The sequence below is a fragment of the Candidatus Hydrogenedentota bacterium genome, from assembly GCA_013359265.1.
In the GTDB taxonomy this organism is placed as follows: domain Bacteria; phylum Hydrogenedentota; class Hydrogenedentia; order Hydrogenedentales; family SLHB01; genus JABWCD01.
On sequence record JABWCD010000004.1, the window covers coordinates 1 to 12,907 of the forward strand.

Annotated in this window: 11 protein-coding genes; all 11 read left to right on the top strand. The window is 60.0% G+C overall.

Annotated features, from left to right (window positions below; all coding sequences use genetic code 11):
* Positions 1-394: 394 nt before the first annotated feature.
* The 11 genes from HUU46_03760 to HUU46_03810 all read left to right on the top strand — a co-directional run bounded on the left by HUU46_03760 (position 395) and on the right by HUU46_03810 (position 12,883).
* On the top strand, positions 395-1,660 hold the full coding sequence (locus tag HUU46_03760; protein NUM52738.1) for an anion permease: 1,266 nt from the start codon (positions 395-397) through the stop codon (positions 1,658-1,660).
* A gap of 522 nt (positions 1,661-2,182) precedes the next feature.
* A complete protein-coding gene (locus HUU46_03765) occupies positions 2,183-3,145 on the top strand; it encodes a polysaccharide export protein (GenBank protein NUM52739.1) in 963 nt (320 codons plus the stop codon).
* Positions 3,145-4,716: a GumC family protein gene (locus tag HUU46_03770; protein NUM52740.1), complete on the top strand. Its 1,572-nt coding sequence runs from the start codon at positions 3,145-3,147 to the stop codon at positions 4,714-4,716. The genes HUU46_03765 and HUU46_03770 overlap by 1 nt, the downstream gene beginning before the upstream one ends.
* A complete protein-coding gene (locus tag HUU46_03775; protein ID NUM52741.1) occupies positions 4,707-5,765 on the top strand; it encodes an AAA family ATPase in 1,059 nt (352 codons plus the stop codon). The genes HUU46_03770 and HUU46_03775 overlap by 10 nt, the downstream gene beginning before the upstream one ends.
* Positions 5,762-6,484 (top strand): hypothetical protein, encoded by a 723-nt coding sequence (locus HUU46_03780; protein ID NUM52742.1) that lies wholly within the window; start codon positions 5,762-5,764, stop codon positions 6,482-6,484. The genes HUU46_03775 and HUU46_03780 overlap by 4 nt, the downstream gene beginning before the upstream one ends.
* 29 nt (positions 6,485-6,513) lie before the next feature.
* A complete protein-coding gene (locus tag HUU46_03785; GenBank protein NUM52743.1) occupies positions 6,514-7,053 on the top strand; it encodes a hypothetical protein in 540 nt (179 codons plus the stop codon).
* Positions 7,043-7,753 (top strand): sugar transferase, encoded by a 711-nt coding sequence (locus tag HUU46_03790; protein ID NUM52744.1) that lies wholly within the window; start codon positions 7,043-7,045, stop codon positions 7,751-7,753. Before HUU46_03785 ends, HUU46_03790 begins: the two co-directional genes overlap by 11 nt.
* Before the next feature lie 27 nt (positions 7,754-7,780).
* The gene (locus HUU46_03795; protein NUM52745.1) at positions 7,781-9,103 is read left to right on the top strand and encodes an oligosaccharide flippase family protein; all 1,323 of its coding nucleotides are present in this window, start codon (positions 7,781-7,783) and stop codon (positions 9,101-9,103) included.
* A complete protein-coding gene (locus HUU46_03800) occupies positions 9,100-10,491 on the top strand; it encodes an O-antigen ligase family protein (protein ID NUM52746.1) in 1,392 nt (463 codons plus the stop codon). Before HUU46_03795 ends, HUU46_03800 begins: the two co-directional genes overlap by 4 nt.
* Positions 10,488-11,687 carry a glycosyltransferase family 4 protein gene (locus tag HUU46_03805; GenBank protein NUM52747.1) on the top strand — a complete coding sequence of 400 codons (1,200 nt, stop codon included), beginning with the start codon at positions 10,488-10,490 and terminating at the stop codon, positions 11,685-11,687. Before HUU46_03800 ends, HUU46_03805 begins: the two co-directional genes overlap by 4 nt.
* Positions 11,687-12,883: a glycosyltransferase gene (locus HUU46_03810; protein ID NUM52748.1), complete on the top strand. Its 1,197-nt coding sequence runs from the start codon at positions 11,687-11,689 to the stop codon at positions 12,881-12,883. The genes HUU46_03805 and HUU46_03810 overlap by 1 nt, the downstream gene beginning before the upstream one ends.
* The last annotated feature ends 24 nt before the right edge of the window (positions 12,884-12,907 follow it).

The window sequence follows — 12,907 nt, forward strand, 5'->3', positions numbered from 1 at the left end:
AGTACCCTCCAAAGTGTTACTTCCACGGCCCGGCCCGATGAGCCGGACCGAATCCCTCGAAACAAAACCAGAGGATACAAAGGCAAACCGCGTGCCAGATTTTGGTCACGAACTGGAAGGTGTTGGCAGAATTGATGTTGCGTGACTTTTGTGACGAAGGAGAGTGCATCGATTGCTGCACAAATTGGAACACGCGGCGTCATGCCGTGACATTTTTGGGCGCTGCGCGATTGTCACCGCAAAACTGCGGGCAATTCGCAATCGCGAAAACGTTGCCGGTAAAATCGAGTTCCCATGCGGCGCGCCGCGAGTGCTGCCGATCGCGAATCCGAGAGTTGGGGGGAGGCGGATTCGGTGAAGCGCTTCGATATCCGCCCGAAGGATTTTGTTTAACGTGACCAGTTACATCGCGCTCGCAATCTTCATCGCCGCGTACACGTTCTTCTTCATCCTTCCGACCTGGCGCAGCGTGGTCGCTTCCGTTGCGGCGACCCTGCTGCTGTTGACCGGTTGCCTCACTGGATGGCAGGCGTTTACCGCCATCAATTGGAACGTCATGGGCATCTTCGTGGGAACGCTGATGCTCGCCGAGGCCTTCATCGAAAGCAGGGCCCCTGCATACTTCGCGGAGGCAATCGTCAACAAGGCCCCGAACACGGCGTGGGCGTTGTTGTTCATTTGCATGCTCACGAGTTTTTTGTCCGTGTTTATCGAAAACGTTGCGACCGTTCTCATTGTCGCGCCGATTGCGCTTACGCTCGCGAAGAAGCTGAACATTGTTCCGATCAACATGATGATCGGCATCGCGATATGCAGCAATCTACAGGGCACCGCGACGCTCATCGGCGATCCGCCGAGCATGCTTCTGGGCGGCTACGCGAAGATGACCTTTGTCGACTTCTTCGTCTACAAGGGGAAACCCAGCATCTTCTTCGCCGTCGAGCTGGGGGCGATTGTATCGTTCGTGGTGCTGTACTTCGTGTTCTTCAGGCACAAGGAGAAGCAAGAACTCGTTGCGGTAGAGAACGTGAAATCGTGGCTTCCTACCGGAATGCTGGTCACTCTCATCATCGCGCTTGCTGCGTCTTCGTTCTTTGACACGGGCTTTAGTTACGCGGCGGGCGTCATTTGCATGGTCTACGGCGTCGCCGCGCTGGCCTGGCACGCGACCGCGAACCAAGGAAGTGTGCGCGCCACCGTCAAAGGTCTCGACTGGGACACGACCGTCTTTCTCATGGCGATCTTCATCATCGTGGGTAGTCTTACCGAGGCCGGATGGACGGACGCGCTGGCGAAGTGGCTTGCGGAACAGGTCGGCGCCAATGTCTTCGTCGGCTATACGCTCATCGTGTTCATCTCCGTGATCGTCTCCGCTTTCGTTGACAATGTCCCGTTCCTCGCGGCCATGCTTCCTGTTGCCGACAAACTTGCGCGGGAGGTTGGCGTGCCGCCGGAGCTCTTCATGTTTGGACTGCTCATCGGCGCGAGCCTCGGCGGAAACGTCACGCCCGTCGGGGCGTCGGCCAACATTGTCGCGACGGGACTCATCCGAAAAGAGGGACATCCCGTGAGCCTCGCGCACTGGTTGAGAATCTCCATTCCGTTCACCATTGCCGCTGTCGTACCCGCGTACATTTTCATCTGGTTTGTTTGGCGCTGACCTGCGGCGCCGAGCTGCGGCAGCGCGGTTGGTTTTTTTGACGGATTGACAGGTTTTCGTCAATGTGCTCCGTCAGCACCGCGCTCGTTTTCGCATTAGCCTCACGTATCGCGCTATGAAGACTCCATCCACGTGCTCCCTGCACAGGTTTGACTTCGACGCATTCCCACGGCGGTGCGAGACAGTTTCGAGGTCCCTCCACGTTACTCCCACGGAATGCGCGTGCGGCAACGAAGCGCGGGACATTACACGCGATTCTATTCGCGGACCTCTCCGAAGCGACTGATAGCTAGGAATTTCCGGCTGCGAGGCATTGCGTCCGAGGTCGCGAAGAGCCGCCCACCAGTTCTGAGATGATGCAACAGCCCGCACCTACGGTATGAGGTGTCGAGCGCATTGCGCCCCCCAACAGTCCTGCGTCATTTCCCCGAGTCGCTTCATCCGCCGCGCGTCGCTGGCACGCTTCTTACTAAGACGGAACCGGCGCTTAGCAGGGGCGCCATGGAATGGAGAAGGTGACCGATGCGATTCGAATGTCCTGGGGCAGCGGGAATTCCCACACCGGCCCACCACGCTGAGACGGCAACCGTACGCGAGGGATTCAATCCTTTGTTTGCGATCGCGAAACACATTACGAACGATACCTATCCCGGTGTCTCTCCAGACCCGCGGAACGCGTACCCGCGCGTTTCGCGGGCATCCCTAATTGAACTCGTAGCGGCACTCTGTGTTGTCGCCGCGATGTCCGGTTGCATCACGACGCCTCCACCGTCGGAATCGTTTCCTGTCGCGGCAGAGCCGAAAGTCGTGCTGCAACCCGGCGATGTATTGCAGGTGAAATTCCTATATTGGCCTGAACTGAACGAGGAGAAACAGAGCATCCGGCCGGACGGAAAAATATCGCTCCAACTCGTGGGTGACGTACAAGCGCAGGGCCGGACACCGGACGAACTGCGCAGCGACCTTCTCGGCCTCTACGAGGACAAGCTCATCGAGCCGGAAATCTCGGTAGTCGTCAATTCACTCGATAGTCACCGGGTCTATGTTACCGGCGAAGTACAAAACCCCGGTCTGGTCATGATCAACGGGCGGTTAACGGCGCTGGAGGCGATCATGCAGTCCGGCGGGTTCCTGAAGGAGAGTGCGAAGAAGCGAACGGTTGTGGTCGTGCGTCAACGCGAGGGCCAACAGTTCGCGACGACGCTCGATCTTCGCAAGGCACTCGAGGAGCCCGAGAGCGAGCCATTTCTGCTCGAACCTTACGATATGGTGTTCGTGCCCCCCACCAATATCGATCAAGTGGACCAGTTCGTCGAGCAGTACGTAAACCGGATCATACCGCGATCCGTCCATTGGGGCTTTCAGTATGACCTGAACGAACCGAGTTACTCGAACAACAATTTCGGTTCGCAGTTGTTGTCCACGGCGACGCAAATCAACCAAGGCGCGGTCCAGCGCATGGGAGCAATCCAATCAACCAGGTAATGAACAACTCGCTGCGGGACATGTTGTATCTCGTGTTCCGCCACAAGGTGAAGATTGCGTCGGTGTCCGCCGTGGTCTTCGGGATGGTCGTGTTGTACACCTACCTTGTTCAAGAGGTGTACCGCTCGGAAGCGAAGCTGTTGATTCGACTCGGGCGCGAGAACTTGTCCGTAGACCCGACCGTATCCGGCCCGACGCTGTACCCGTCGCGCGATCGGGTGAATGAGGTGAATTCCGAGGTTTCAATTCTTCACAGCCGTGCGATCGCCGAGAAGGTCGTTGACAAACTCGGCGCCGAGACCTTCCTCGAAAAGCCGGACGAGTTGCTTGACGTTCAGCCGCCAGTCGCGGCGATGGCCGACGCCCAGCGGGACTTGCGAAAAATTCGCCGTGAAGTGCGCGAAGCGGAAGAGACCGGCGCCGGCCTCATGGTTGCGCTCGATTTGAAGACGCCGCTTACGCCACGCGAACAGGCGGTGAAGGCCTTCATGGAAAACCTTGACGTGTCCGTCGAAGCAAAGACCGAAATAATCAACGTCACGTTCGACGCGCCGAGCCGGCCGCTTGCGCAGAGCGCGTTGGACGCGCTGCTTCAGTTCTATCTGGAGGAACACATTCGCGTGCACGCCGCTCAGGCGACGCCGCGGTTCTTCGAAGAGCAGACTGAATCGCTTCGCAACGAACTCGCCTCGCGCGAACAAACGCTCGACACGTTTCGCCGCGAAAACGGCATTACGACGATTGAACGGCAGAAGGAAGTCCTGCTGAACCAGATCGCAGGATTGGAGGAGCAACTCTCCAGTGCACAGGCCGACGGCATGGCGTCCGAAAAGCGCATCCACGCACTTGAGGCGTCGCTCGAGGGACGGTCGAAGACGCTCGAGATCAGCCGCACCACGGGGGTAACGAACTACGCGGCGGACGCCTTAAAGGAGAAGCTGCTCGATCTTCGGCTCAAGGAAACCGATCTCTCCGCGCGCTATCCGGAGACGCACCGGCCCTTGATCGACGTGCGGCAACAGATCAAGGAAGCGGAAGCGGCCTTGAAGAAGGAAAACGAAACGCACACGGAAATTACCACCGGCGTCGACGAGACGTACCAGCAAGTCCAACTTGCGTTAGTAAACGAGCGTGCACAACACGTCGCTCTCGACGCGCAACAGGCATCGATCTCCCGGGAACTCGACAAGCAGCGCGCGCAACTGGCGACGCTGGCGAGCCAGGAGATCGAACTACAGACGCTCGAGCGCGAAGTGGCCCTCGCGGAAAAGGACTACGAGCAGTATCGCGACAGCCTCCAGCGCGCGCGCATTTCGTCGGCGCTTGACATCGACAAGGTCTCGAATGTCAGCGTCGTCCAACCGGCGACGCTTCCCATGGACCCAGTGAAGCCGAACAAGCTGCTGAATCTCTTTCTCGGTGTTTTTCTCGCGATGTTCGCGGGCATCACGTTTGCTTTCGTGTTCGATTACTTCGATGACTCCGTCAATACGCCCCAGCAAGTGGAGCGTTGGGTCGGTGTGCCGGTGCTTGTCACCGTGTCGAAAAAGGAGTTCAAAGCATGTATTTAAGTTACTACGGGTTCAACAAGGAACCGTTCCACATTACGCCGGACCCGGACTTCTTCTTCATGAGTCCGAGCCACAAGGAAGCGCTTGCTGCGGTCGTGTATGGCGTGGAAAAGGGCCTCGGCTTTGTCGCGATGACCGGTGAAGTCGGCACAGGCAAGACCACAATCCTGCGCGCCTATCTCGAGCGCATCCGCCGGACGCGTATTCGTCCCATCTTCATGTTCAATCCGAACCTTACGTTCGAGGCGTTGTTGGTGCACCTTCTCCACGAACTGGGTATTGACGGACGCGGCAAGTCGGAGCGCTGGATGCTGCACTACCTGATGCGCTCGCTGGTGCATGAAGTGGGCAAAGACAAACGCGTCGTGCTCATCATTGACGAAGCGCAGCACATGCCGAACCAGACGCTTGAGAAACTGCGCCTGATTTCGAATCTCGAAACCATGGACTACAAGCTCATGCAGATGGTCCTCGTGGGTCAGCCGGAATTGGATGTGAAGCTGGCCGACTACTCGATGCGCCAGATTCGGCAGCGCATCGCGGTGCGCGCCAAGCTCCGCGCGCTGACGCCCAAGGAAGGCATCGAATACATTCGCCATCGCGTTTCACACGCGGGCGGCAAGCCCGACGCCGTCTTTACGCCTCAGGCGATGAAGGCCATTGTCAAAGCCGCGGAAGGGTATCCGCGCTCGATCAACATCATGTGCGACAACGCGCTGGTCAGCGGGCTTGGCTATCAGTGCAAGCCCATCACGCCGAGAATTGCCCGCGAAGTCATCCGCGAGTTCAAGGGCGGCCGCGCGATGCCAAACCTGCGTTGGGTTGGCGCTGCGTGCGCGGGCGCGGCGATTGCCTCGGCGTGCTTCGCCGTCCCGATGTTCTGGAGTCCGTCGCAGACGGAGGCCGCCACGGCCGGCATTCGCGAAGTCGCGCACGCCGCCGCGCTGGCGCCCATTCCGGAAACGCCGGCGCTGAACGCGGCTGGCACAGCGACCATCGTACCAGCGGCGAACGGCGCAATCGCCCTGCAGGAAGAGGTGTCTGAATGAGCCGAATCTACGAAGCGCTCGAGTTCGCCGGCGTCGCGCCGATTGACGAACCGATCACCGAGATCAACTTTAACGTCTCTTTGCCGCCAACGGCGGAGGGATTTGAAGAGAAGTTGATCGGACTCTATACGCGAATCGACGCGTTGATCGAAAACCGGGGCGGCAAGATCGTTTCGTTTGCCGGTCTTGGCGACGACGAAGCCAGCGCGACGTATGTCATGGAGATGGCGCGCGTGGGGGCGACGAAGCTTGGGAGACGTGTCCTCGTCCTGGCGACGTGTCATTCCGGGTGCGCGCGCAAGCTGTTCGAAAGCGGCCTGACGCGCGGGTGGGAGAATATCTCGTACAGTGCGCGTTCCATCAACGATATCGTTTACCGAATAAACGAGCCGCCCATCGCGATCAGCCAGCTCAACGCGAAGCGCGAGACGCTGCCGGCGTTGCTGGCGTCGCCCCGCGTGCTCAATACGCTGCGGCTCATGCGAAAGCGCTACGACTGGATATTCATCGATACGCCGGCCATTGGAAAAGGGATGGACGCCGGCCTGGTGGCGCCCCTTGCCGATGGAACGGTCGTCATCGTCAATGCAGGCGGCGTGCGCTGGCAAGTGCTTCGTCACGCGGTCACGCAGCTAACGGCCCAGCAAGGCAATGTCCTGGGAGTCGCGCTGAACAATCGTCGCTACGAGATTCCTGATTTCGTTTACCGAAAGCTCTAACGCTCACTTCTGCACGGGGAGATGTAGGCATGGTTGCTAAACCACAAACGGATTCGGCCTTGGTGCGCCTCTATCGCTTGATGGCGCGCGTTCGCGAGGAGGAGAAGGCGCAGGCGACGGGCTTGCTGAACAGCGAGGCGTTTGAAGAGCAACTCTGTCTCGAACGGTCGCGCACCGATCGGTCGGGGCAGCCGTTCGTGCTCATCGTGTTCAACATCCAATTTTCGCAGAGCGACGAATCGATGCACGCGGCGGAGCGGGCCCTGGCCGCTGCGCTGCTCGAACGTACGCGCGTGTGCGACGCCAAGGGATACTACGGCGACCAGATCGCCGCCATTCTTCCGTACACCACGAAGGCCGGCGCGACAAATATTCTTGAACCGCTCGAGTTCATTTTTCGGCGCAAGCTTGCGGAGGCGGGCATCGAGTCCCTTCCCGCGCCGAAGCTGACATTTGCAGTCTACGAGTATCCCGATGACGAACGCACGAATCTCGGTTCGCGCGCGCTCCGTGGGCGGCATTCGGTTGCGAGCAGCCCGATCAAGATGAGGCTCCACCATGTCTCATAACTACGAACTCGCGCAGGAGACCCTGCCACCGTGGAACTCCCTTGAATTTCCGCAGGCGGAGAACGTGTCGTCGGAAAACGGTCATGCGTTGTTTGCGCGACCGTTTCCCATGTGGAAGCGCGCGATGGACGTCATTGGGGCGCTTTTGGGGCTCGCGCTATTCGCGCCGCTCATGATTGCAATTGCGATCGCGATAAAGGCAACGTCGAAAGGCCCGGTCTTTTTCAAGCAGAAGCGCGGCGGCATGGGTGGAAAGACATTTCACCTGTTCAAGTTCCGCAGCATGGCAACCGACGCCGAAGCGCGCAAAGCCGATCTCATGAAGTTCAACGAGCGCAGCGGTGTTGCATTCAAAATGACAAACGACCCGCGCGTGACCGCAATCGGCAAGGTGATTCGCAAGACCAGCCTGGACGAACTGCCGCAACTCTTTAACGTGTTGCTCGGCGACATGAGCATCGTCGGGCCGCGCCCGCTTCCGGTCAACGAGGAGGACGGCTATTCCGTGTGGCACTGGCGCCGCCTGGACGTCAAGCCGGGGCTGACGTGCATCTGGCAGGTCACCGCCCGTCACGACCGCGATTTCGATCGCTGGGTACGCCTCGATCTTGAGTACATCCAGAAGTGCTCCTTCTGGCTGGACGTTTCCCTGATTCTCCGCACGATTCCCGCCGTGTTGCTGCAACGCGGCGCGCACTAGTTCCCAAACGAAGCGAGTACGACGAGCATGGGCCGAGCGGCCGACATAGGGCTTCGCATTTCCCGTTGCGCGGGATGGACCGAACGCGTCCTTGCGCGTGCGCCGCGCCGCGTGCCGAATAGCGTATTGAGCGTCGCGGACCAGGTTGTCGCCAGCGCCACCACGTTTGTAACGGGGGTGCTGATTGGCCGGGTGTGCACCAAAGAAGAATTCGGGCTGTACACGGTCGGATTCAGCTTGCTCACTGTGCTGATGGCCGTTCAGGCCTCGCTTATCGCGACACCGTTCATGATTCGATATCCGCGGCTGACGGGCGACGACGGCCGGCGCTTTGCCGGCAGCTCGTTTGCGCACCAGTGCGCGTTTGCGGCGGTCGTCTCGGCGCTGGTCTTAATTTCGGGGTTGTCATGCTTCGGACACAATCCGGCGCTCGCGCAAACCATCAGCGCGCTGGGGGCCGCACTCGCTTTCCTGCTGCTCCGCGATTATGTGCGGCAGAACTGCTTTGCGCGGCTGGCGTATGCAAAGGCGCTGCTGTTGGACGTCTTGCTTGCGGCGCTCCAGATCGTAGGTTTGGTTGCGTTGTATCTGACGGGTGCGCTTCATAGCTGGTCCGCGTTCCTCGTGCTTGGCATGTCCTCCGCGGTCACCGCATTCCATTGGTTCATCGTGACGCGCCACGAACGCATTGTTACGCGAAGCGCCATCGCGGAGGACTTCGCGCGGAATTGGACCGCCGGTAAATGGCTGCTTGCCAGCGGCGTCGCGTGGGCGCTGAGCATGAATCTCTATGCGTGGATTGTCGCCGGCTTTCATGGAGCGGCGATGGCCGGCACATGGGCGGCCGCACTCGGCGTTATGACCCTGATCAATCCGCTGATGCTTGGCGTCCAGAACTACCTCGGCCCTCGCATCATGCACGCGCGAGCGGATGGGGGAGTGCGGCGTCTTCAACGTGTCGTGCGGGACTCGGCGATCGCGTTCTGCGGGATGCTGTTGGTCTTCACCGGTGCGATGGCGATTGCCGGCGACTCGCTTGTCACGCTCGTTTACGGCGCAAAGTATGCGGGAAACGGCTTGCTGGTAGTCCTGCTATCGCTTAATGCAGCCGTGCTCACGGTTGGCTTCGTAGTGTCGCGGGGGTTGTTTGCGCTCGAGCTTGCCCGTATCGATTTCTACGTGAACTTCATTGCGCTGGCCAGTTTCCTCTTGATCGGCGTTGCACTTGTTCGCTGGAGCGGCCCAGTTGGCGCGGCAGCGGCGCAACTCATCACAAACTCCGCAGCTACGGCGATCAGGTCTGCCGCATTTGCCAATGCGAGCGGCCGTTTGGCGAGGGAGGCCGCATGACTGACTCGCTGACACTGCGCCCTGCGCCCGAGGCCCAACGCCTCCCGTGGTTCATGTTCATTCTTCTGACGGTGGCGTTCTTCGTTGCGCTACATGACCCGGTGCGTTCGTACTCGATCCATGACGACTATCTTCCGTCCGAGGACACCCTGCAGAAAGACGCGGCGCAGGGCAACGCGAAACGCCAGATTGGATTCTTGATGGTCGGCGGATTTGGCCTATTGATGATTGCCATGCCCGGACGCCGCCCGCTGCAGATCAACGGTTTCCTCGCGGGTCTCATGGTCTTCTTTGTCGGTTGGCTGCTCATGAGCATCTTCTGGGCCGATGAATGGGCGCTGACGGCGCGCCGCATCGTTGTTATCGCGACGCTTTCGTTCGGCGCGCTTGGCGTAGCCTGCCGAATGAACCCGCGCGAAATGTTGTTTCTGGTCCTGTTCAGCTCGACCTGTTATCTCTTCGCGGGCATTGCGTCCGAGATTGCGCTTGGCTCCTTCACACCCACGGCGGACCGCTACCGTTTCGCCGGCACGATTCATCCGAACAACCAGGGCGTCAACTGCTCGTTTATTGTGCTCGCCGCGATTGCGGCGCTCCAAACCGAGAAGCGCTGGCGCGGGCTGTATGCGGCCCTGGCGGCGTTCGCGTTCTTCTTCCTCGTAATGACGAAGTCGCGCACGTCGCTTTTGAGTTTTCTCGTCACGCTGGCGCTCTATCTCGTTCTCGTGTACGCGGGCTCGCCACGGTTCATGTTTGCGTGTTCCGCGGCAATCACCGGTGCGCTGACGGCAGTCCTACTAGCAGGCGGCTCGTTACTGCCGGCATTGCAGAAGGGAATTCTCCTGGGCCGCAGCGACCAGGACCTCGACGGTGCAATGGCGCTGACGGGGCGCCTGCCGCTTTGGGAGCAACTCATCGAGTACGCGGCGGCGCGTCCATTGCAGGGATATGGCTACGGAAGTTTCTTCACCGTAGCGCATATTCGCGAGATTACCGCGCGCCAGGGCTGGCCCATCGCCGAATGCCACAACGTATTCCTCGAAGTGCTCATGGGGCTTGGCATTGTCGGCGTCAGCACGTATGCATTGATCCAAATCATTGGCATGGCGCGTTCCGTGAAATACTTCCGGGCGACGCGCGACGCGCGCTTTGCATTTCTTGGCGGACTGCTCCTGCTCGGCATTGTCGGTGGCATGACGGAATCGACGTTGCTGGTTCCCACCATGCAGACCTTCGTGCAGTTCTTGACATTGTCCTACTTTGGGTTTCAAGCGTTGCCGGAACCGTTGCGCGCCAGGGTAAGTCATTTTGAAAGCGGCAAATTCAGTTGCCCGCGCGTTTTCGAGCCTTCCGGCCGAATCGTTCCATTTCCAAGGGGGCACGCATGAGTTCGGTACTTTCATATCAAGCGCAATCCGACGCGCAGGCGAGCACGGAAGGGCACGCACGTCTGATTCTTGCGAGCGGGTTCCAGCCTGACTACGTGCGCGAAGTCGCAAACGCGCATGCCCGTCTGGGCCACGCCGTGCGTATCATCGGCGGCGACATGCACGAAGGGCAGGAGTACCATCCAAATGTCGCGCTGCTAAACCTGCGCGGCAGCGACAAACGCGACAGAAACCCGATACGCGAATTCTCGAAACTGGTTGCGTACTACGCGAAGTTGATTGGATGCGTCGCGTCTACAAAGGGGGAGATTCTCTACGATGTCAGCATTGGCCGTCCATTGCTGCGCTGCATGTTGATGTATCCGCTCTTTCGACTTCTCGGCAAGCGCATTGTGTACACGGCGCATAACGTGCTGCCGCACGACGCCGATACGATCAGGTACCGCATCATCTATTGGATTGTTTACCGCGCACTCGTAGACGCGATCGTTGTGCATGGACAGGCAATCAAGGAACGGCTGGTCGACGAGTTTGACGTGGACACAGACCGGGTCCACGTTGTTGCGCACGGCACCTATCATCCGCACGAGACACAGACGATCACGAAGGCGGCCGCGCGGGAACACCTCGGGATTGCGGAGGACGAGCGGGTCCTGCTGTGCTTCGGGCTTCAGCGCTATTACAAAGGCACGCATTTTGTCATCGAGTCGCTTGGCGACTATCACGCGGAAAAGTTGACCCTGCTTGTCCGGGGACATGCGCCGGAGCGGTCGTACCAGGACCTGATTGAGCGCATGGCGCGCACGCACCGGGGCCCGATGCGTATCGACGCGAAGTTTGGCGCGGCGCCGGATTCCGAGATGGAATTCCTGTTCAAGGCGGCCGACGTTGTGCTGCTTCCCTACCTTGAAGGCAGCCAGAGCGGAATCAAGTTCATGGCGTACGCATATGGCCGTCCTGTGCTCGCCAGTGGCGTAGGCAGTTTGCGCGAATACGTTCAGCCGGGCGTTACGGGGGAAGTCTTTTCGTGCGGCGAACACGCGGCGTTTCGCGCCGTGCTCGAGCAAATGCTCGCGAACCTGTCCGCGTACGCTCCCGACCGCATTATGGAGTACGCGTGCGAACACTGCTCATTCGACACCGCCGCGCGTCAAGTGGACGCGGTGTGTCGCGCCGTCACGAAGAGGGCCCACTGATGCGCGTCCTGCACATTCACAATTATTACCGGTTCCGCGGCGGCGAAGATGTAATGTTCGAGCGCATCGGCGCGATCCTCCGCGCGAACGGCCACACTGTCACGACATTCGAGCGGCGCAGTTCCGATATCTCCGGCACCGCGTCAAAACTCCGGGCATTTGCGTCGAGTGCGTATTCGGCCGCGGCCAAGCGCGAAGTGCGCGCCGCGCTACGTGACGGCCGTCCGGACGTAGTGCATGTGCACAATCTGTACCCGCTCATCTCGCCGTCCGTATTGGAAGCCTGCGTGGAAGAGGGCGTTCCGGTCGTCATGCGTTGTCCCAATTACCGGCTCGAATGTCCCAACGGTGTGCTAATGCGAAACGGCAAGATCTGCACAAAGTGTAGCGGGGGCAGGGAATACTGGTGCGCGCTTACCAACTGCCGCGGCAACGTGCTTGAAAGCATCGCCTTCGCCGCGCGCAACACACTCGCGCGCCACGGCGGCCTCTTTACGAGTTGCGTCAGTGTCTTCGTGCCGCCGAGTCATTTCGTGAAATCGAGGCTGGTGGCGGCGGGTTTTCCGGCGGACCGCATCCGCGTCGTACCCAATGTCGTTCCGATCCCCGGGAAGCAGGCCAATCCCGCGGACGGCGCCTATGTCGCGCTTGCGGGGCGCTTGAGCGAGGAGAAAGGCATCGAGACGCTATTGCTCGCGGCGAAGCGCCTGCCGAACATTCCCGTACGAATCGCGGGAGAAGGTCCTCTCGACAGCATCCTGCGAATACTTGCGCCGCCCAACGTGACGTTTGTTGGGCAACTTTCGCGCGAGGCCCTGACGGATTTTTACGCTGGAGCGCGCATGGTAGTGGTTCCGAGCCGGTGGTACGAGGCGTTCGGGCTGGTTGCCGCGGAGGCGATGAGCTACGCGTTGCCGGTCATCGCGACAAACATGGCCGGCCTTGCGGAAATCGTCGACGACGAAGTGACCGGCCTGCACTTCGCGGCGGGCGACGTCGCGGCGCTGGCTGCGCATGTCGAACGGTTGTGGAATGCGCCCGGCGCGTGCCGCGCGATGGGCCTTGCGGGGCGCCGCAAAGTCGAGCGCGAGTACAGCGAACAGACCTATTACACGCGCCTGATGAGCGTTTACTCGCAGGCGCTTGAATCGAAGACTGCGCCGGTTGCCGCCGGTGAAATGGCAAAGAGCGCGTAGCAGCCAAAGCGAACAGAGGAGGAC